This is a genomic window from Actinomadura sp. BRA 177, from assembly GCF_013372625.1.
GTDB lineage: Bacteria > Actinomycetota > Actinomycetes > Streptosporangiales > Streptosporangiaceae > Spirillospora.
In genome coordinates this window covers 1-21,772 of the sequence record NZ_JABXFD010000679.1, presented here as the reverse complement: position 1 = coordinate 21,772, position 21,772 = coordinate 1, and the positions used below count along the sequence as shown (strand labels likewise).

Sequence of the window (21,772 nt, the reverse complement as noted above, 5' to 3'; positions counted from 1 at the left end):
TTGCTGACCTGCGTATCCAGCAGTCCACCGGCTACCCGTCGCTGCTGGTGAATGTCGACCGCATGCGCGCCAATGGCCTGGGCATCACCGAACGCGACGTCACTAACAGCATGGTCGCCTCCCTCGCCGGCAGCTCGCAAACCGCGCCGACCTTCTGGCTCAACCCGGCCAATGGCGTGTCGTATTCCATCGTCGCCGCCACCCCGCAGTACCGCCTCGACAGCCTGCCGTCACTGGAAGCGCTGCCGGTGACCGGAGCCGATGGGCAATCGCAGATCCTCGGCGGCGTGGCAACTATCTCCCGCGTGCAAAGCCCGGCCGTGGTCACCCACTACAACATCGAACCGACCCTGGACCTGTATGCCAACGTACAAGGTCGCGACCTCGGCGGCGTGGCCCGCGATGTGCAAAAAGTCCTCGACGACACGGCTTCCATGCGCCCCAAAGGCGCGGTGATCAGCCTGCACGGGCAGATCGATGCGCTGCATGAGGCATTCAGCGGCTTGAGCTTCGGCTTGCTCGGCGCGGTGGTGCTGATCTATCTGCTGATCGTGGTCAATTTCCAGTCGTGGGCCGATCCTTTCGTGATTATCACGGCGTTGCCGGCGGCACTGGCGGGCATCGTGTGGATGCTGTTCCTCAGCGGCACCTCGTTGTCGGTGCCGGCACTGACCGGCGCCATCCTGTGCATGGGTGTGGCCACCGCCAACTCGATCCTGGTGGTGAGCTTCTGCCGTGAGCGCCTGGCCGAACATGGCGATGCGTTGAAAGCGGCGCTGGAGGCTGGCTACACACGCTTTCGGGCAGTGTTCATGACTGCCCTGGCGATGATCATCGGCATGCTGCCCCTGGCGATTTTCGAGGAGCAAAACGCCCCGCTCAGCACTGCGGTCATCGGTGGCTTGATCTTCGCCACCATCGCCACCCTGTTGTGGCCTCCCGTGGTCTTCGGCCTGGTCCTCGCGTTGAACTCCGGCCCCTCCGACCCGTCCGCCCCCTCGGCGTCGGCGGCCGGCGAGGCGCCCGCCGTGGAGCACTGCTCATTCGAGGGCAAGCAGGTGACAGACCCCAACGGCCGCCTGTTCGACACCTGGTCCTGCCCCACCGCGCAGCAGGGGCCGCTGTTCCTCGAACCGGCGAGCGGGACGACGACCGGCTACATCAAATCGTCCAGCAACTGGTTCGTGTGCCAGAAGGAGGGCGCCGCGAATCCCAAGGGCAGCGGGACGACCTGGCTCTACACCCAGGGCGACGACCGCTACAAGAACGGCGGCTGGGGCTGGTTCCCGGCCTCCTCCGTCTCGCCGACCTGGGCGGACCAGCCCGTCCCCGACATCCCCGCCTGCACCTTCTGAGGACGCGCGGTAGCGCAGACTTGCCAGCATTTCCTGTCACGGTTGTGACAAGCGCCGCCGCGGCCGCGTCCAGCACCATGATCGGCATGAAGCGCGCATGGATGATCGGAGCGGTGGCCGCCCTCCTCGCCGGCCTGGCCTCCCCGGCCCACGCGGCCGAACACCCCTGGCGGACGACGGACGCCCCGTCCGGCCTCTGGCCCAAAGCCGGCCTGACCGACGTCACCGCCATCGGCCCGGCGAACATCTGGACAGCCGGCTTCGAGGGCCACTCATGCGTGGACTGGTCATGGCCCGGCATGGGCGCCGGCTCCATCTGCAGCTCCAACGCGATCGTCCGCCAGTGGAACGGCACCGCGTGGCAGAACCGCAACCCGCCCGGCGCCTGGAACCTGGAGATCCAGGACATCGACGCCTCCGCCCCCGGAAACGTCTGGCTCTCAGCCAGCAAGCTCGGACAGGGCTACCTGGCCCGCTGGGACGGCACCCGCTGGTCGCAGATAGAACTCCCCGAATCATGCAAGACCGCGACCTACCTACAGTTGGAAGCCGTCAATGGCGGCGTCTGGGCGATCAACGGCTGCCTGGCCCGCTGGCAGAACGGCACCTGGACCACCTACGACATGGACGCCTTCATCCACCGCATCCACGCGGTGAGCGAAACCGACGTGTGGGCCGACGGCAGCCGCCTGGGCCCCTACGGCCCGGCCATAGCCCACTGGAACGGCACCGAATGGTCGGACGCCGACGTCCCCGACGGCTACACCGACCTCCTGACGGCCGGCCCCGGCGGCGTCCTCCTGAGCGGCCCCGGCAAAACCACCCTGATGCTCCGCCGCGCCGCCACCTGGACACCCATCCCGAAACCCCCGTCCGCCCACCTTGCCTACCGCCTCACCGACGACGGCTCCCTATGGACCGGCACCGACCCCACGAAACCGGGCGCCCTCTTCTACCGCTTCGACGGCTCGACCTGGCACTCCACCCCCATCCCCGCCCAATCAGGCACCGGCCCCCGCAACCGAGGCGGCTTCGACTACACCCCAATCCCCGGCACCCCCACCATGTACGCAGCGACCACAGCCCCAGGCGGCGGCCCCCTAACCATGACCAACACCCCTTAGCAGCGCGTGTCAGCGCCGCTCTGCACGAGTGCCGCGCCCCGAGGCGATCGGCGGTTCAACCGCCGGGGCGCCGGAAGGGAGTCGCCCAGGGCGGCGGATGGGCCACGGCGGCTGCGATCGCCTTCGGCGTCGGGCGGCCGACTTTGACGGGCACGGCCGCGAGGGGCACACCGAACACCTGCGCCCACGTCCGCCGCCAGCCGAGCATGCGTTCCCACTTCCGCCGCTCGCGGGTCTCCCTTCTCCTCTGCCGCCGCTCCACTTCGGCCCATGCGGCATCCTCATCGGCCGACCACGCAGGGCGTCGACGCATCAACTGCTCGACATATCCGCTCTTCCACCGACCGCTGCCGGGCCTCAGCGCTCGGACCACATCCTCGGACAGGCCGAACAACCCGGCCACACTGGCATCGCTGAGGCGGGCGGTCGCCCTGGCAGCGGAGCCGAGGACGGCCGCATGCCGATGGGCGTCCTGCCGCTCCACCTCCACAACGGCATTCTGGAGTTCGGCATCGGCTCGGGCCTGCAGAAGCCACGAGGGCGAATCCTCGGCCAGCCCCCGCAGCACCGAGGCGGGGACGTGCCCGCCGACATGCGGGACGTGCTCCGCGACGACCCACGCGGGAACACCCAGCGCGGCCGAAACCTCGTCCGGATCGGCGAGATCTTTAGCGGCCCGCCCCGCACAAGGAAAGGCGTCGTCCAGCATGGCGCCAAGCTCGTCCGGCCGAAACCGAGCCTGAGTCATGAGGCGAGCGAGTTGCTCGACGCCAGGGTCGTCCACATACCTGAGCCGCTTGAGCGGACCGGAGAAACCGCCGCTCACCCGCATCAGGGCCACCACCCAGACCAGCACCTCGACCTGTCCCGCGTCCGGCCGGGGTCTGCGCCGCTCAACCTCGGCCCGCGCCGTCGCGGCGAGTTCGGCGTTACGCTTCCGCGTCGCGGCGGCCTTCCGTGCCGCCTGCTCCCGGACGACCACGGTCGAGGCCGCCCGCAACTCGGCATCCGCCCGGACGTGGTCGGCGAGTGCGTCCACGTCACCGGCGCGGTAGTAGACGACATGCAGCACTCGGCCGTACTTGCGAACGTCCTTCTCGGCGACCGGCATCAGCCCGGCGGCCGTCGCCACCCGCTTGAACCGCTGCACGCTGACACCGAGCCGGGCCGCGGATTCCGTCGCGTTGCAGCGCCGCTCCCGCGCTAATCGCCGCCGCAGCCCATCAAGGTCGTCCAGCGCCGCCCGCACCGACAGGGGATCGAAGCTGCGGTCGGGAAGCCGCAGCAGCAACCCCGTCTCGGCCGCGAGCTCCACCTCCCACACCGCGAGCCCGAGCACCGCCCGCACCTCCTCCCGCCCGACCCCGACCGACCTCTTCGCCATGCGCGCCCCCTCACACCAGCAGCATGCCAAGGAGGTACGACAATCCGTGATGCCCCACAACCGAGCGTGAGCGAAATGGTCCCTGTCGGGCACCTATCGGACGGATGGAGAACACCCGTCACTTCAGGACGATGCGGTCCGGAAGGCCGTCGATCCGGGCTGGAGATCCAGTAGGTCGCGGTCGCGCTGAGGTGCTGCCGCCAGAGCCGGTGCGGGCGACCGGCTCCGGCGAGACCGGTTTGTGACGCTGATCACAGCGGGCCGGTACTCGTCCTCCCGGGTCCGGCCGCTGAACTGCACTTGTCGCCTAACGTTGCAAATGGCCAACGTTTGGTGTGTTTGCGCCCTATGGAACGTCCCGGGGACTCTGGTCGATTCGACACAGTGATCCGGGCGTGCGGACGCTCCCCGCTTCATTCCGCGGGTCCGGATCTCCGCTGAAGGAGACCCCCCATGAAACGGCACCCGAAGGTGCTGGTCCGGGCCTTCCTGGCGGTCGTGGTGGCGTCCGGTGGCCTGACCGCCCTGTCGGCGCCCCCCGCCGCGGCCGACGAGCCCACCCCCAGCCTGAGCAACTACTACATGCGTGAGGCCAGCAACAAGGCCGAGCTCCAGGACCGCGTCAAGAAGCTCGACGCCCAGCTGCCCAAGCTCGGAATCCAGAACATCCTGAAGCAGGCGCCGCACAAGGGCGCCACCGCGGACGGCAAGGCGTGCAACCCGAATGCCGTCGCCAGCCCCAAGCCGGAGATCGACTTCAGCTTCTGCTGGCAGGGCAACGACGCGGGCAATCCCGACGGATACGAGTGGATTCCGCAAGGCATGACCACGGTCGCCGACGCCCAGGCGGACAAGCACTGGGGGAGCGCCCAGCCGCTGATGGTCACCTGGTACCAGAAGCCGACGGGCGACGCCGAGTCCGAGACCTGCGAGCGCCTGAAGGACAACGGCGACTGGGTGACGACCGACAAGCCCTGCGTCAAGGGCGTCCGGATCTCGATCATTGATCCGAACACCGGCAAGTACGCGCACGTGCTGCTGGCGTACCCGTTCATCAACGCCTCGGGCAACGCCACCTACATGAGCCTGCGCACCAAGCAGACCGCTGCCGGCGGGTCGCTGCACGCCGGAGGGATCGCCTGGTACGGCAACTACCTCTACGTGGCCGATACGGCGCGCGGGCTGCGCGTGTTCGACACCCGCTACATCTTCGACCTCAAGGCCGCGGGCGACAAGGCCGACATCACGAAGAAGAAGCGGATCGGCCGCCAGAACGGCGTCTTCTATTCGCACGGCTACCGCTACGTGATGCCCGAGATCAACGCGCTCACCAACACCGTGCCGCGCGTTCCGTACCCCGACCCCAAGGGCAAGTTCGCGTGCAACAATGACAGCTCGCCGAACACCTCGTTCGTGTCGATCGACCGCAGCGGCACCGACCACCTGATCACCGGCGAATACTGCCTGCGGGAAAGCGGCAACACCAGTGGCCGGGTCGCGGCGTGGCCGCTGGACGGTGACACCGGCAAGCCCCAGTTCGGCACCTGCCCGACCTCTCCGATAACGAAGTGCTGGCACGCCGACGCGGCCTACTCCAAGGACGTCGACCATGTCCAGGGAGCGGTCCGCTATGACGGCGAATGGTTCATGACCCAGAGCAGGGGCGACGACAGTGGCGGTGTGCTGGTCCACGCGGCGCAGCCACCCGGCGAGACGACCGGTGAACTGAGGCTCATCGCTCCAGGCCACTACACGGGAATCGGTCCCGAGGACCTGTCCTACTGGCCTGGCTCCGACGCCAACCGAAGCGGCATCTGGACGGCGACCGAGCACGCGGGCAAGCGGATGGTCTATGTGACTCCCAAACCCTGATGCCCCGACTGAGCGCCGAAGGCCGAGCCCGAAAGGGTTCGGCCTTCGGCCTTCAGCATCCGGCCGAACGCCGCCGGTCTGGGAAAGGGTCAGCTTTCAGGAGCGTACGGGGCGTCGGGGTGTTCCCAGTTGTAGTCGTCGATGACGGCTTTGGCGATGCGTCCGCGGGCGCCGATGTGGCGGCCGTTCTCGCGGGCCCAGGCGCGCACTTCCTCGCTGCTGCTCGTGCGTCCGGAGGTCTGCACGGCCGCAGGGAGTTCCTCGGCCGGCGGGGAGGGGGCTGGTTGCAGGTCGAAATCCGTCAGGTGTTCGGGGATGAAGGTTGCCGCCGTGATCTGCGCGTCGGGGTCCAGGCCGTCCAGATGAGGCGTCAACGTCACGGGAACGAGTTCGGCCGTTTCCGGCGTGGGAGGCTCCGGGTCGCCTCCCGGGGTGATGCCCAGGGAGTCGAGCAGCGGCCATAGCGAGGACGTCGCGGTTTCCGGGTCGCGGTAGAAGGCGCTACCGCGGACGCGCCAGAACCGCCAGCCGAGCCGTTCCAGGACGGTCTGCCGGCGCAGGTCGTCCTCCCACTGGTCCGGGCCGTGGAACTTGTCGCCGTCGCATTCGATGGCGAGTTTGTGGCCGCCGCCGCGGACGACGAGGTCGATCCGCAGGTTGCCGACCGGGTGCTGCGGCGTGACCAGGTAGTCGCGGGCCAGCAGCATGCGCAGGACGCGGCGCTCGAAGTCGGAGTCGCAGCGCGCCTCCAGGTCGCGGGCGAGGTCGGCGGAGCGCTGGCCGTCGGCGGCGTAGCGGATGAGCTTCGCCCGCTGGTCCTCGGGATGCAGCCGATTCGGCTGGACGCTGTGGAACACCCACATCTGGTCGCGGGCGCGGCTGGCGGCGACGTTGATCCGCTGCTCGTACTGCCGGGACGTGAACGGCGCGCCCTGACCGTCCGACACCACGCTGATGAAGATGACGTCGCGTTCGTCGCCCTGGAAGCTGTAGGAGTCGCCGCAGCGCAGCAGGCGCCGCTCGTACTCCTCCGGGCCGAGCTTGCTCAGCAGGCGCTCGTCGATGAACTTCGCCTGGCTGCTCGTCCCGAGCAGGGAGATGACGCCCATGGTGCGCCCGTCGTAGGCGGGGTCGGCGCAGCACTGGACGATCTGGTCGACGACCGCGTCCGCCTCGACCTCGTTCACGCTTTCCCTAGTGCCTGCGAGCCCTCGGCCCATACGCGTCCGGCCTTCGTTCCTCAGTCCGCCCGCGTCACTGCCGATCGCCAGGTCGCGCCGCACACCGTCCGCTACGTACACGGCGCGGACGGCGGGTCCGGGCAGCCGGTCGGCGGACTCCTCGCGCAGCGGCTGGATCTCGCCGCCGTAGTAGTGCTGCGACGAGAACTCGATGATGCGGGGCAGGCAGCGGAAGTGCTCCCGCAGCCGCACCACGCCGGGGAACAGCCGCGCGGACGCGTCGTACAGGCTCGACTCCATGTCCAGCAGCAGCGCGTTGGGGAAGCTCGGCAGGTGGGTGCGGATCAGCTCGTCCACGCGGTCGCGGCGGACGCCGACGGCGGACGGGCTGATCTGCTTGTCGTCGCCCACCACGACGACCTTGTGCCCGAGCCCGAGCAGGCCGATCGCGAACACGTCGCACTGGCTGCTCTCGTCGATGATGACGACGTCGAACGGGGGAGCGGCGGCCGGGTCGAACGACTCCGCGACCCGGTAGTACGGCATGATCCACACCGGTACGGCGCCCATCGCCTCCGGCATGAGCCGCTGCGCCTCGGCGCGCCACTTGTTCGCGCCGGCGCCGGTCCCCTTGCCGATCTTGCGGCGGGTCTGCAGCCACCCGACGAGGGCCTGCCGCTGCGTGTGCCCGAGGCCCCGCTTCATGGCGAGCCACGCGGACCGGCGGGTCAGCTCCAGGGTGAGCCGGCGCTGCTCCTCCTGGGCCTCGTCGAGGCGCCGCTGCACCTGCCCGAGGTCGTCGGCGTCGATGATCGCGCGGACCCACGTCTCGGCCTGCCGCCACCGCCACAGCAGGTCGAGCCGGGCCGGGTCGCCGCAGGCGGCGGCGTCACCGCCGGCCTCCAGGATGCGCCGCGCCCACTGCGGCGCGGCGGCGGCGAGCCGGCCGTGCAGGTCGTCGAGCCGCGCCACCTGCGGCCGGAGGGCGGTCAGCCGCGCCGCCGTCGCGAGCGCCGCGTCCCAGGCACCTGCGTCGCCGCCGTCCAGCGCGGCCGCGAGGTCGTTCCACAGGGGACTGGCGCCGGCCCGTCCGCGCGCCTCGGCGAGGTGGCCGGCGAGGGAGTCGAGTTCCGCGCGCACCTGCCGCTGCCGGGCCCGCGCCCGCCGCCCGCCGAGCACGGCGGCGCGCCGGTGCAGGTCGTCCGGGACGGGACGCGGCGGGACGGCCTCGGCGACGAGCACCTGCGAGAGCCGCCACCGCAGCCGCGGCCAGTGCTCGCCCTCCCAGGCCAGCGCGGCGTGGATCTTCTGGACCTGCGCGTCGATCCAGATCTCCACGGCGCCGCCCCCGCCCGGCGGGACGGGCGCGCCGAGCGCCGCGACGAGTTCGTCCTGCCACAGCCGGGCCGCCGTCTCGCGCCGCCTGCGCAGCTCCACGAACGCGGTGATCTTCTCGATGTCGGCGGCGGTCCGCGGCGCCTCCCCGTCCAGGCTCGCCGCCTTGAGGAACTGGGCGAGGCCGCGCTGGACGAGCGGCGAGACGCGCTTGCCCTGCGCGAAGCGCTCCCGCGCCTGCTCCAGCAGCCCGAGCGTCTCCCGGTAGGGGGCGGCCGGCAGCTCGATCGCCGCCCCGGCGATCGCGGTGCGGAGCCGGGCGCATTCGGCGGTGTCCTCGGCGAGCCGCCGCGCGTGCTCGCCCCACAGCGCATGCCACTGCGGGTTCTGGACGATCTGCTCGCGCAGCCGTGCGAGCCACGGCTCCAGGAGCGTGTCCAGCGTGCGCGCGGCCTGCCCGCACTGCTCGGCGAGCGCGGCCAGCTCCTCCTGCGCGATGCCGTCGACGCGGCTGAGGTCGGCGACGTACTCCTGGAGACCGGCGAGGATCTCGCCGAGCCTGCGCAGCTCGTCCCACCGGACGGTGATGTCGGCGCCGGCGGGCAGGCCGGCGGGCGGCAGGTCCATGGTGGCGGCGACCGCGTCCCGCCGTCCGATCCCGGCGGCGAGCGAGTACAGCTCGGCCAGCTCGGGCGCGCCCAGCGGGCAGGCGGACGCGGTGGTGAGCGGATCGGGAATCCGGTCGAGGTCGCCGGCGTGCCCGGCGAGCCACTCGGCGACCTCCGCCGCCGGCCGCCGGAACCCGCCGATCTCCAGGCTCTCCTGCTCGCGTTCGAGCGACTCGCGCAGCCGCTTGCGCAGCAGCGCCACGTCCCCCTGCACCTGGTCGAGCCGGTCGCGGAGCGCGGCGGCCGCCTTCTCCTCGCGCCGCTCGTCGACCCCGTCGGCCGCCGCGGTGATCGCCTGCACGGACCGCTGCAGCTCGGTGAGGTCCGCCGACGACGAGCCCAGCACCGCCAGGGACAGATCCCGCAGCTCCGCCGGGATCTTGTCGCGCAGGACGGCGAGCGCCTGGTCCTTGTGCGCGGTGACCAGCACCCGCTTGCCGTGCGCGACCAGGTGCGAGACGAGGTTCGCGATCGTGTGGCTCTTCCCGGTGCCGGGCGGGCCCTGCACGGTCACGCCGCTGTGCCGGGCGAGCTTGCGGGCGATCTGCTCCTGCTCGTCGTTCGCGGCGAGCGGCAGCAGCAGCCGCTCCGCGACCGGCGTCCAGTCCGCGTCGTCCGCCGCGCGGACCTCCCGCGCCGCGTCCTCCCCGGCGGCGAGCGCCACCATCGGGGCGGGCAGCCGGCCGCCTTCCGCGACCTTGGCCTTGAGCTGCTCGAAGAAGCGCAGGAACATCACCCGGCGCTTGCGGACGAACAGCCGCCACGTCGCCGCCATGACCGGTGCCGGACCCGCCTCCGGCAGGCCGGGGCCCTCGACGAGCCGGTCGTCGAGGCCGAGCGGCGCCAGGATCCGCCGGTAGAGCGGACGCGCCTCCTCCGGCGCCCACGGGTCGACCGCCTCGTCCCGCACCTCCTCCACGACCGCGGCGAGCCGGTCGAGGCCGGCGACGCCGAGGCCCTGCAGGCAGTCCAGCTCCAGGACGGGCATCCCGTCCGGGACGATCGCGATCTCCCCGGACCGCTCGTCGAACGCGATCCGCGCCCGCGTGACCAGCAGCGGATGGCAGACGCGGTGCCCGCCCGTCTGCCAGCCGAGGATGCCGTGCCCCCACACCAGCTCGTGCGTGGCCTCATCCGTCCGCATCCGCTGGCGGAGCCGGAACAGCGTCTCGTACAGGCGCCGCGCCGCAAGGGCCTCCCGCGCGGTCTCCGCCCACGGCGACCACACGTCCGTCCGCCAGCGTTCGAACGCGGCGCGCACCCGTCCAACGGGATCGGGATCATCTTCGGTCGGGTCGCACACACGCCGCTCAAGGTCGGCGGGTGCCTCCGGCGGGGCGGACGGGTCGTCCCGGACGACATCGCGGAACGGCTCACGGAGTTCGGCCGGCAGTCCGGGCGGCAGCGGCTTCGCGACCTTCCCGACGCGCAGCCACGCGTCCCCCGCCGCCGCCCCCACCCGTACTCCCGGATGCGACGGCAGATCATTGGGCGCCACGGTCACGTCGTGGTCCCCGACATGCCGGACGGGCCTGGCGTAGATCTCCTGGGCGAGAGCGCCCAGGTAGTCGTACAGATGCCCGATCCGCTCCCGGGTCAGAGTCTCGCCGCTCACCTGCGCCCCCGCATCCGTCTCGTGCCACCCCGTTCGCCGCACAGGGTGCCAGAGGACCGTCCTCCGGTGAACCACGCCCCGTGGCAGACCTAGAAGGGACGCGTGACCCCGCACGGGGGTTGACCTATGTCCCCGCAATTCTTGTGAACTTGATCGACCGCAAGCATATGTGTTGCCTATTCCCGTAGGTGCCGAGCGCTCGCACCTTCCCGACCGGGAGGCCGCCGCGCCGCAGGACAGGCTCTCGGCCGGCCGGAGCCCAGGCCCTCTGTTCCCGCCCTGACCTGCGTCAGAGGAGGGCGCCCGGTGGTTCGCCGAGGGCGTTGGCGAGGTCCTGGCCGGCCCAGCCGTCGGTGGTCCGCCAGATGACGGACATTCCGAAGGCTTCCGCCAGGACTTCGGGTGCCCAGGGTTCGGCCGGGGGCTCGGGCAGGACGAGGTAGCGGTGCTTGGCCGGTTCGCCCTCGGCGTGCTGGATCTCCAGGAGCCGGAGGACGGCGTCGCGCATGCGGCGGTATGTGTTGCCGTCCTCGCCGAGGACCTCGTACAGGACCTTGCCGTCCGGGCCGTCGCAGATGACGTCGGCGGTGGGGGAGTCGACGGTCGGGACGAGGCCGGCCCCGTACAACTCGGAGATCAGGGCGTGCCGGACGCGCTCGTGGACGGTGCTCCGGCGCTCCTCCCGAACTGCCGACTCGATCTCGGCGACGAACGCCTCGAAGCCCGTCTCGCCGGCCGGTGCGGGTGCGTCGATCACGTAATCGCCTTCTTCGGGGGAGTCGGTGGCCGGGCGCAGTGCCCGGGGGAGGGGGTCGGCGTGCACGATCGTCAGGGACCGCGTGCAGCGGGTGATCGCCACGTACAGCAGGCCGGCGCCGCCCGGCGTGCGGGCCGCGATCTCAGCGGGCTCGACCAGCACGACGTGGTCGAACTCCAGGCCCTTGGCCTCGGCGGCGGTGAGGACGGTGGCGCGGCCGCCGCCGGGGAGCGCCGCGCGGAGAGCCGGCATGTCGTCGCGCAGCGTCTCCGGGACGATCACGGCGACCGACCGGTCATCGTCCGAGGAGGCCAGTGCCCGCGCCCGCGCGGCCGTCTCGTCCCGCAGCGCCGATGACGCGACCAGGGTGAGGGCGTCCGGGCCGACCGGCCGGATCGACCTCGGGAACGGCGTCCGGGGTGAGATCGAGCGGCCGAGCAGCTCGGCGAACTCCATGACCTCCTGCGGGACGCGGTACCCGACGGTCAGCTCCTCCAGGTGCCAGCCGCCCCCGGCGGCGAGGATCGAGCCGAGCACCGACCAGTCCTCGTAGGCGTGGTCGCCGGTCGCCTGCGCGAGGTCGCCAAGGACGGTCATGGAACCGCTCGGGCAGCGCCGCGCCAGCGACCTGGCCTGCATCGGCGTCAGGTCCTGCGCCTCGTCCACCATGATGTGCCGGTACCGGGGCGGGCCCTCGCCGGTCAGCAGGACGCGCAGCTCCTCAAGGCACACCCGGTCTTCGAGCGACCAGGGCTCCGCGCCGACACGCGCCGCCGGCGGCCGGGTGAGAGCCGCCTGCTCGTCCTCGCCGAGCACCCCGTCGGCGGCCGCCCGCAGGACGGCCGGGCCGCCGAGCAGGTTCCGCAGGACGCCCTCGGCGGCGACGTTCGGCCAGATCGTGTTCACCAGCCCGACGACGCGGGGGTCGCGGGCGATCCGGCGGCGCATGTCCTCGTCGGTGCGCCGCGGCATCTGCTCGGCGTGCAGGCGCAGCAGGTGGTCGATGAGGCGGGCGGTGAATCCGCGCTTGCGGACCGCGAGCGGCGCCGCCTCGTCCCCCTCGGTGAACCCGCGAAGGACGTCCTCGGGCACCGTCAGCCGGACGCCGTCGAGGGAGAGGGTGAACGCGCCGTCGCGCAGCTGGCCGATCACCCGCTCGTGCGGGATGTTCTCGACGGCGCGCCGCAGGACCTCCGCCATCCGCGCGTCCGACTTGACCAGCCGCGCCGGCTGCGGGTCGGTGCCGCGCGGCGGGTCCCAGAGCCGGTTCAGCTCGACCGCCGTCACGTCGCGCGTGCCGAGCCGGGGCAGGACGCCGCGCACGTAGCCGAGGAAGCCGGGGTGCGGGCCGACCACCAGGACCTCGCCCGTCTTGAAGACCTTGTTGTAGAGCAGCCACGACATGCGGTGCAGCCCGACGGCGGTCTTCCCGGTGCCGGGCCCGCCCTGGACGACGAGGACGCCCTTGCGCTCGTCCGACACCAGCAGCAACTGCTCGCGCTGGATCGTCTCGACGATGTCGCGCATCTGCCCGCCGCGGGCCCGCTCCAGGTCCTCCAGCAGGAAGTCCTTCAGCCCTTCGAACGGCTCGGGGGCCGCACTCGGCGCGGGGGCCGCTCTTGGAGCGGCTGCCGCGCTTGGAGTGGCGGCCGCATCGTCCTCGGCGGCGGACGGCGCGGGGGCCGCCGGTTCGGGGACGCGCGGCGCGGCGGCCTTGATCTCGTCGCGGTAGTCCTTGACCCGGTCGCGGTCGCAGCGGAGCTTGCGGCGCAGCGTCATGCCGCGCGGGTCGTCCGGGCGCCGCAGCATCCACTCCATCGCCTGCGGTGCCTGCCAGTTGACCACGAAGGTGTCGTACGACTCGTTCCGGACGTTGCGCCGCCCGATGTACCAGGTGCCGGCCTCCCCGTCCTCGTCCACGTCGACGCGCGCGATGACGAGCGCCTCGCCGTCGAGGTCACCCTCGAGCCGCACCTCGGGCGCCATGTCCGGGATGAACGCTGTGCCGGCCCGCGAATCGGTCATCTCGGACGGCCGGAAGGTGTCGCGGTTGGTCGTGAACCTGCGCTCGTAACAGGCGTAGGCGTGGTCGACCGCGCGCTGCTCCTCCGCGAGCACGGCCTTGCGATCGGGCACGTCAGGGCTCCTTCACGGGGTGGACGTTTCGATGAACTTGACGAGGGGGGTGAGGAGGCGGCCGTGGTGTTCGGGGCGGTCGCCGTCGAAGCGGGTGAGGACGCGGTGGAACTCGGCGCGGTTGCGGGTCTCCCACGTCCAGGACTCGGGCCAGCCGGACGGGTCGCGGTGCAGTTCGCCGACGTCCAGGAGGAGGAACCGGTCGCGGAGGGCGGCGAGGAGGGCCTCGACGATCCGGGCGGTCACCGGCGAGCGGCGGACGTAGGACTCCGGGTCGTCGCCCGCCTCCCCGACGAGCCGGCGGACGGCCCGCGCCGCCGACCGGAGCAGTTCCAGGGTGCCCGTGTCGGCCGGGCCGAGGACGTGGCTGAACGGGAACTGCCCGCCGTCCAGGAGGCGTTCCCGGACGAGGCCGTCGGGGCGCTCGGCGAGTACCGCGCGGGCCGCCTCCCAGACGTTGTCGCGGAGGCGGCCGGCGATCTCTTCGCGGCCGGCGAAGATGACGGTGGCGCGCATGACCGGCTCCGGTCAGCGGTTGCCGAGGGGGACGGTGACGCCGCCCGACCACATCGAGTCGTGCAATTCGATGGCCTTGAGCTTCGTGCCGCGCGGGACGTCGTAAATGAGCCGGCCCTTGACCGAGTTCCCCGGGTTGATCTGCTGGAGGAAGGACTTGGACTCCTTGTCCGTCCACAGCGAGGCTTCGGGGTCGGCGTCGAATTCGCGGCCCTTGGTGTCGATCAGCGTCTGGTTGCCGTTGGTGAACGTCCGGGCCTCGTCACCGATGTTCTTTACGGTCACGCTGATGATGACGAACTGTCCCTGGGCGGTGTCGCCGAAGTATTCGTTGCCGACCTTCTTCACGCCCTTCTTCACCTTGGTGACGGTGAAGGCGAACTTGCCGTCCTTGTATGCGCGGCCGATCCCGTTGGTGACCGGCTTCTTGGACGGCTTGGCCTGCGCGCCCTTCTCGACCTTTTCGCCGGTCGGCTTCTTCTCTGCGGCAGGGGACTGCGATTCCACCGGGCTGGACGTGTCGGACGATCTGGCCACGACCGCGACGCACGACCCCAGCATGAACAGTCCGGCGACGGCGCCGATGATGCCGTAGAGGCATCCCTTTCCCCCCTTCCTCGGCGGCGGCGGACCGTACGGCATGGGCGGGACCGGGCCACGCCCGTAAGGCTGATTGGGATTCATTTCGTTCTCCGTTGAGTTCAGGCGGCGATTTCGCCGGGGTCGTCGTGCCACGCGCGGAGGAACGCCTCGACGAGGCCCTCGGCGCGGGAGCGGATGTTGAAGGGTTCGGTGACGTTACGGCGGGCGATGGACGCGAGGGAGTCCGCGGTCTCATTCAGCGGATGGCCGGAATGCCCTTTGACGTGCGCGAACACCAGCCCGGGACGTCCGGCGACGCGGCGCGCGAGCCGGACGAGGCTCGGCGGCCCGGAGCGGCGCGGACGCAGGTCGTAGCCGTCCGGCAGCAGCCCGGTGTCGCCGCGCCGCCACGCCCGCAGGAAGCGCAGCGCGGGCGTGCTGTCGATCAGCAGTGTCAGCTCCGGGCCGTCCCCGATCCGGTCGAGCAGCAGGCCCACGGCGCGCAGCTCGCTGACCAGCACCCTGCTGGGGCCGGTCGGGTCCTGGTGGCCGAACGTCCAGCCGCGCATGCCCCACCGGCCGTCGCTGACGACGTAGCCGATCCCGCAGATGCCCTGCTTCCAGCTCGCGTCGGTCGCGGCGACGAGACCGTCCTCGGGCCACCCGGGCACCCGTCCCTCCACCGGCGTCCGGCCCCCGCGCGGACGCGGCGGCAGGTGCGGGCAGCCCGGGTGGTGCTCTCCGGTGTCGACGTAGTGCCCGGCCTCGGCGGCGAGCATCTCCGCGATCGGGGCGTCGCCGCTGCGGACGGCGGCGAAGCACAGCCACAGCAGCCGCCGGGCGATCCCGCAGCACGCGCACATGCCCGCTCGCGTCGCACAAGCCCGTAAACGCTGGATCTGCTCGGCGAGGCCCGGTGGCGCCTCGTGCTGCCCGTCGTCGAACTCCCGCAGCGGCATCGTCGGGACGTACATCGGTCATCAACTCCGCTCTGATCAGGGGGAAGCGGATCGGCTGTACACAGCAAACCACACATGATGCTGTGAACGCAATCAACCTGTGAATCGAGATGCGCGCGAGCTAAAGTCGAAACGAGGCTCCGGGGTGACGTGAACCAGATCAACCGCCGTGATAGGCGCTAGGGTGAGGTCATCCGAGCACGTCGGCTGATGGGAGCGCTGGTGTCGAACGATGCGACGGTGACCGCGGCGGACATCGCCCGCCTGGCCGCGGTGGGCCGCGCGGCCGTGAGCAACTGGCGCCGCCGCCACGACGACTTCCCGCAGCCCGTCGGCGGGACGGCGGTCAGCCCCACGTTCTCCCTCACCGAGGTCGAGGACTGGCTCCGCGGACAGGGAAAGATGGCGGACTCGCCCGTCCGCGAACGCGTCTGGCAGACCCTGCGCACCGCGGCCTCCGAGGGCATGGACCTCGCCGACGTCCTCACCTTCGCCGGCGCGTTCCTCCTCCACCTGCGCGCCGACCCCGGCCGCTGGGCCGGCCTGCCGGACGCCCCGGACGACGAGGTCGCCGGCACCCTGCCCGAGGTCTTCCACGCCCTCCCCGAGGGGGTGGGCACGGGCGCCGCCGCGACGCCGCCGTCCGCCGTCCCGCTCGCCCGCGCCCTCTCCCAACTCGTGGACGAGCTGGGCGTCGCCGAGACGTTCGAGTTCCTGCGCACCCGCTACCTGGAGCACCACAGCCGCCGCGTGTACCTGACGCCGGAACCGGTCGTCCGGCTGATGCTCGAACTCGGCGGCCCCGCGCGCGCGGTCCTCGACCCGGCCTGCGGGACGGGCACGTACCTGAAGGCCGCCCACGAGATGTTCAAGGACGTCGACAGTCTCCTCGGGCAGGAGATCGACGACACGACCGCGCGCATGTCCGCGATCCATCTCGCGCTGCGCGACGCCCCCGCCGAGGTGTGCCCCGGTGACTCGCTCCTGGCCGACGCCTTCCCCGGACGGACGGTCGACCTGGTCGTCACCAACCCGCCCTTCAACGACCGTGGCTGGGGCTACGAGCAACTGACCGGCGACCCGCGCTGGGAGTACGGGCTGCCCCCGCGCATGGAATCGGAACTGGCGTGGCTGCAACACGGCCTCGCCCATGTCGAGCCAGGAGGGCATGTCGTCCTCCTCATGCCTCCCGCCGTGGCGAACCGTCGTTCCGGACGCCGCGTCCGTTCCGAACTGCTCCGCCGTGGGACGCTCCGTGCCGTCGTCGGCCTGCCCTCCGGTGCGGTGCCGAACATGGCGGTCGCGTTGGCGGTGTGGGTTCTTCGCCGTCCGTCCCCTGGCGAAACCCCTGCGGACGACGTCCTGATGGTCGACACGTCGTCCGACCCAGAGCACTTCCACAAAACGGCCCTGGACGCCTGGCGCCGCTACGAGAAGGGCAAGTCCGTCGGGACGGACTCAAGCGTCGTCGTACGCATCATCGACCTCCTCGATGACGAGGTCGACCTCACCCCGGCCCGCTATCTGCCGCAGCGGAGCGCGCCCACGGCGGAAGGCTCGTTCGTCGCCGCCCACGAAATCCTGGAGGAAAAAGCCGCCGAACTACCGCGAGTGGTCGCCGAACTGTCGTCCCTTACGCAGGCCTCCACGCGCGCGGACGTCCCCATGACGACGATCGGTGAGCTGGCCAAGGCAGGCGTGCTGCAGATACTCCGTCCCCCTGCGAAGGTTCGTATGGGCGAAGGAAACGAAAGCGTCCTGACGATAGAGGACGTCGCGGCAGGCCACGAACCCACGGGAACGGCCGCACAGGACGCCGAGCACGTGCGCATCGAACCCGGCGATGTCGTCGTATCGCTCGTCGCACGCTATCCGGTGGCGCGCGTGGTCACCGACTCCGACGCGGTGCTGGGCCCAGGGCTGGCCCTCGTGCGCGCCGAACCGTCCCGGACCGACCCCGACTTCGTCGCCGGCTGGCTGCTCCTCGGCGCGCAGGGCGCCGCGCTGCGCAGCTCGACCTCGTCCGCCCGCTTCGACGTGCGCCGCGCCCGCCTGCCCCGCCTCACCCTGGATGAGCAGGCCGAACTCGGCCGGGCGTTCCGCAAGCTCACCGACCTGGAGGCCGCCCTCCGCGACACCTACCGCCAAGGCGCCGACGTCCTGCGCCTCGGCCTGGAGGGTCTCGGCGCCGGTACGCTCCGCCCGTCCGGCTGACGCGGGTACGCTGCCTGGACGGGCCAGTGGAGGTGGGCGTTGCGGCGGGGCGATCTCCTCGGAGAACGCGAGCGGTACGAACTCGATCAGGCGATCGGGCGCGGCGGGATGGGCGAGGTGTGGCGCGCCTACGACCGCTTCCTCGACCGGCGCCTGGCCGTCAAGTTCACCCGCGTCTCGGACGAGTCACTCGTCGGCCGGTTCGAGCAGGAAGCCCGCAGCACGGCCTGGTTCGAGCATCCCGGTGTTCCCACCGTGTACGACTTCGGCAGCCACGAAGGCAACTTCTACCTGGTGATGCAGTACGTCGAGGGCACGACGGTCGACCACGTCCTGGACGCTGAGGAGCGCCTCTCCGTCTCGTGGGCGTCGCTGGTCGCCGCCCAGGTATGCGCAGTGCTGAACGTCGCGCACCAACGTCCTTTGGTGCATCGCGACCTCAAGCCCAGCAACCTGATGCTGTGCCCAGACGGCTCGGTCAAAGTCCTCGATTTCGGTGCCGCGGTGGGTCTCGGGCCAGGTGACGTACGCCGAACCACCACCGGCCTTGGTGCGCCCTACACGCCGGGCTACACGGCCATGGAGCAGGTGTACGGCAGCCCTAGCCCGCAGAGCGACCTGTACTCGCTGGGCTGCGTCCTCTACGAGATGCTCACCGGCCGTCCGGTCTTCCTAGGCAACACGCCATACGAGGTGTTGCGCCGCCATGAGGACGAGGACCCGACCCCACCGCGCGTTCTTAACCCGGACGTTTCTTCAGCACTCGATGCCCTCGTCCTGCAACTCCTCGCGAAGCAACCGGCCGACCGTCCTCTGAGCGCAGACGAGGTCTACCACCGCCTCCTGGAATTCGTGTCGTCCCTGGAGGTGCTGCCAGGAATCGTCGACACGATCGCCCCGCAGCACCTGTACTCGACCGCAGTCAGCCGCATCCAGATAACGGGCACGGCTCCGACGGCCCGCCCAACAGAACCGGTGGAACTGCCCACGTTCGACGAGGTCGTCCAAGCGCGCGCGGAAGCAGCCGAACTGGCCGACGCGGGACGCTACACGCAGGCGGCCGAACTGCTCTCCGACCTGACCGAACCCGCCCGCCTAGTCCTCGGTGACGACGACCCCGAATACATGGGATTGCGCCTAGACCTGGCCGACGTCCTGTTCCAAGGCGGCGACTACCGCCGGGCCGTCCACGCCTACCGCGCCGCCGCCGTGACCCTGACGGAGTTCTACGGTCCGGACGACCCGCACGTCCTGAACTGCCGCGAACAGGAAGCGGTCAGCCAGGCCCACCTCGGCGCCACCGGCACGGCCCTCACTCACCTGGAAGGGCTCCTGGACGACCTCTCACCCGGCAGCCCCTACGACACTTTCACGCTGCGCGTCCGTGAACGCATTGCCCGCCTCAAGTTGGCCGCAGGCCGGACGGACGAGGCCCGCAAGGAACTCACCGACCTCTTGGCCGACCTAACGAGCCGCTACGGCGACGACCACCCGCAGGCGGAGGGCCTACGAACCCTCCTCTACGACCTCACCCAGGCAGGAACGGGCTAGGCGACCCCGCGTACGACACATACAGGTGGTCCCGCGCCCGAGTGGAGGCGACGAACAGCAGGCACCGCTCCTTCTGGACGTCCTGCGCATGCGCCTTCGGGTCCTCGTCCTCCGGCGTGATGGCCTTCGACGCCGGCAACGAATTCTCATCGGCCCCGATGACGGCGATGCAGCGGAACTCCAGCCCCTTCATCCGGTGCATGGTCCCGACCTGAACACCCGGCGTCTTACTGGGCACCTGATAGGCCGCGATGCCCGCTTCCTTCAGCCGCTTGGCGGCCTTCCTCGCCACCCACACATAACGCGCCGCGACCCCGATGGCACTTTCCTCGACTTCGGCCTCCAGCCAAGCCCGAACCTGCTCAACGAGCCCGTCGATCTCCGCGTCCAGATCCGAATAGGCCTTCACCACGGGCCGCCGCCCGTGCATCGGCGACCGGTACCCGTCCAGCGTGTCCGCCGAGTCATCGAGGCCCTGAGCCGGCGAATGACCCAGCAAAGGCACCGACCAGGCCAAAATCTCCTGCGTGGTCCGGTAATTGAGCTTCAGCTTGGTGCTACGTCCCCGGACATTGATGCCGAGGCTGGTCAGCGAGACATGGCTGTCGTAAATCCGCTGGTGCGGGTCCCCGACGATGAACAGGTCATCGGGACCCACCGCGACCAGCCGCCGCAGCAGCCGCCACTGTGCCGTATGAATATCCTGCGCCTCATCGATGATGACATGGTCGTACTCGGGCCCGTCCACCAGTTCGGCCGCCTCATTGGCCAGCTGATGGAACGTCGACTTCCCCTCTTTCGCCAGCCCCTCCACCACATGTCCGATCGCGCGCCACACGACCGCCCGCTGCGCCTTCCCCAGCGGAACCCCGCGCCCGGCCCGCGTGCAGGCGAGGTATTCCTCCTCGCTCTCCAACCCCTGCGCCAGGACGATCTGCTCCCATTCCCGCTCAAGGAACGTCGGCGAGAACGGCGTCCCTTCCGCCGCCTCCTCCCACAGCGGCTCCGTCACATCCGGACCCGCGATACCGGGCTTGTGATGACGCCCGACAATCGAGTACGACAGCGAGTCCACATTCTTCACATGAATCCGCTCGCGCACTTCCGGATCGTCCACGAGCAGACCAAGCTGCCTCTCCAGCGCCTCGGACAGATTCCGCGTGAACGTGGTCAGCAGAACCCGCCCACCCTTCGACGCCAGGAACTTGGCCCGGTGAAGCGCCGTAACGGTCTTCCCCGTCCCAGCGCCACCCGTCACCTGAGTGGGCCCGCTGTAAGAAGGCCGAAGCGCGACCCGCCTCTGCACCGGATGCAGGAAGATGCGCCACGTGTCGAAGGGGTGCTCAAGAATGTCCCGGAGCTCGTCCGGACCGTTGACGAAAACGACCTGCCCAGGCGTCCGCCGCATCGCCGTCACCAGGTCATCCGGGTCAACAGCAGTCGGCTTCTCCTCAGCCGGCAGGTATTTCGCGACCTCTTCCCACGCCTGCTGGACGGACATGCCCTGCGCCAGCGCCAGAAGCGCCATGTACTGCGGTTCCGGCAGCAGCTTCTCCAGAGCCAGCAAATGCGAATCCTCGGTCAGCAGCCGGACGAGCGGAAGCACGTCCTCATCGACCCCGAGCCGCAGCAGGTCCTTCTCGAACACGTGCCCCAGCAGCCGGAAGACTTTCCCCTCCGCGGCCTGCTCCAGCGCCGGCGACAGCTCCTCCAGCGCGACCTGGTCCCGCACCTCCAGCACGCCGATCGCCTGGTTCACCGAGAACTTCTTGCTCCGGGCCCATGCGATCGCGTCATCGTGCGCCTTCACCGCCAGCAGGCAGTAGACGTCCCCCGTCTCAGGCGCCAGCACCACCCCGCGCCAGAACTGGTCGATCCGGATCGTCCGGATGCGCGGATCCTTGGCGTTGTTGAGCTTCTCCAGATGCAGCCCCGCATGCGTGTGCTCCGCGAACTTCCCGATGGCCGCGTCCACGCCCTTGCGCACCTTCGGCTCCAACTTGGCGTACTGCGGCATGAACGAGTCCGCAATAGCAAGCTGAGCCACCTCGCACCACCCTTTCACCGGACCTGACGCCCCGTCAGGTCCGAACATCCTAGGAGCACCCCGCCCCCCAAGATGATTGAACCCCGTACAACCCCCCGACCGCCTCCGGACAACCCCGGAAAAGCGATGAGTACGGCGGCCCGCCGCGGTCTCCACCACCGAGGGAAGGGAGCGGACATGTTGGTCTACTCGACGATCGCGTCACTCGACGGCTACACGGCCGACGCGGAAGGCAAGTTCGACTGGGCAGAGCCCGACGCGGAGGTGCACGCCTACATCAACGACCTGGAGCGGGGAGTCGGCACCTACCTGTACGGACGAAACCATGCTCTTCTGGGAGACCGCCCCCCTAGTGCCGTAGCAGGCAACGTTCGCCCTGTTGTGATGTGACACGCCGTCTTGAGGCTGTGCCCGGCGCCGTGTGGCCGTCACCCTGTCCGGGTGGCAGAACGAGTACGTGTACGCGAGATCGACGA

Annotated in this window: 13 protein-coding genes; 6 read left to right on the top strand and 7 right to left on the bottom strand. The window is 70.4% G+C overall.

All coding sequences use genetic code 11. The annotated features are described in order from the left end of the window. Together HUX53_RS37785 and HUX53_RS37780 are read left to right on the top strand one after the other, a co-directional pair. The coding region (locus tag HUX53_RS37785) for an efflux RND transporter permease subunit (protein WP_217920368.1) at positions 1–1,355 on the top strand (1,355 nt) is incomplete at its 5' end. A gap of 86 nt (positions 1,356–1,441) precedes the next feature. Further along, entirely contained in the window at positions 1,442–2,479 is a 1,038-nt protein-coding gene (locus HUX53_RS37780) for a hypothetical protein (RefSeq protein WP_176408073.1), read from the top strand. Positions 2,480–2,534: 55 nt separating this feature from the next. Here the strand turns inward: HUX53_RS37780 and HUX53_RS37775 are convergent, their stop codons facing one another. Further along, positions 2,535–3,818, bottom strand: a complete 1,284-nt coding sequence (locus tag HUX53_RS37775; RefSeq protein WP_176408072.1) for a hypothetical protein — start codon at positions 3,816–3,818, stop codon at positions 2,535–2,537. Between the two features lie 498 nt (positions 3,819–4,316). Here HUX53_RS37775 and HUX53_RS37770 point away from each other — a divergent pair, with 498 nt between their 5' ends. Next, positions 4,317–5,735 carry a hypothetical protein gene (locus tag HUX53_RS37770; RefSeq protein WP_176408071.1) on the top strand — a complete coding sequence of 473 codons (1,419 nt, stop codon included), beginning with the start codon at positions 4,317–4,319 and terminating at the stop codon, positions 5,733–5,735. A gap of 89 nt (positions 5,736–5,824) precedes the next feature. On the opposite strand, the gene HUX53_RS37765 is transcribed toward HUX53_RS37770, so the two are convergent. From HUX53_RS37765 to HUX53_RS37745, 5 genes are all read right to left on the bottom strand, one after another. Further along, positions 5,825–10,534, bottom strand: coding sequence for an AAA domain-containing protein (locus tag HUX53_RS37765; protein WP_176408070.1), 4,710 nt, complete (start codon positions 10,532–10,534; stop codon positions 5,825–5,827). A gap of 289 nt (positions 10,535–10,823) precedes the next feature. Further along, a complete protein-coding gene (locus HUX53_RS42840; protein ID WP_176408069.1) occupies positions 10,824–13,427 on the bottom strand; it encodes an ATP-binding domain-containing protein in 2,604 nt (867 codons plus the stop codon). A gap of 12 nt (positions 13,428–13,439) precedes the next feature. Next, complete coding sequence (locus HUX53_RS37755; protein ID WP_176408068.1) at positions 13,440–13,943, bottom strand: hypothetical protein; 504 nt, start codon at positions 13,941–13,943, stop codon at positions 13,440–13,442. Positions 13,944–13,955: 12 nt separating this feature from the next. Then, positions 13,956–14,585 (bottom strand): DUF4352 domain-containing protein, encoded by a 630-nt coding sequence (locus tag HUX53_RS37750; RefSeq protein ID WP_176408067.1) that lies wholly within the window; start codon positions 14,583–14,585, stop codon positions 13,956–13,958. A 59-nt stretch (positions 14,586–14,644) separates the two neighbouring features. Further along, positions 14,645–15,499 (bottom strand): RNase H family protein, encoded by an 855-nt coding sequence (locus HUX53_RS37745; RefSeq protein WP_176408066.1) that lies wholly within the window; start codon positions 15,497–15,499, stop codon positions 14,645–14,647. 207 nt (positions 15,500–15,706) lie between these two features. Here HUX53_RS37745 and HUX53_RS37740 point away from each other — a divergent pair, with 207 nt between their 5' ends. Then, positions 15,707–17,698 carry an N-6 DNA methylase gene (locus tag HUX53_RS37740; protein WP_309237625.1) on the top strand — a complete coding sequence of 664 codons (1,992 nt, stop codon included), beginning with the start codon at positions 15,707–15,709 and terminating at the stop codon, positions 17,696–17,698. Between the two features lie 39 nt (positions 17,699–17,737). Beyond that, entirely contained in the window at positions 17,738–19,249 is a 1,512-nt protein-coding gene (locus tag HUX53_RS37735; RefSeq protein ID WP_217920367.1) for a serine/threonine-protein kinase, read from the top strand. Here the strand turns inward: HUX53_RS37735 and HUX53_RS37730 are convergent. Further along, the gene (locus HUX53_RS37730) at positions 19,227–21,296 is read right to left on the bottom strand and encodes a UvrD-helicase domain-containing protein (RefSeq protein WP_176408064.1); all 2,070 of its coding nucleotides are present in this window, start codon (positions 21,294–21,296) and stop codon (positions 19,227–19,229) included. The genes HUX53_RS37735 and HUX53_RS37730 overlap by 23 nt on opposite strands. Positions 21,297–21,473: 177 nt before the next feature. Between HUX53_RS37730 and HUX53_RS37725 the strand changes: the two genes are divergently transcribed. Further along, complete coding sequence (locus HUX53_RS37725) at positions 21,474–21,686, top strand: dihydrofolate reductase family protein (RefSeq protein ID WP_217920365.1); 213 nt, start codon at positions 21,474–21,476, stop codon at positions 21,684–21,686. Positions 21,687–21,772: the final 86 nt, after the last annotated feature.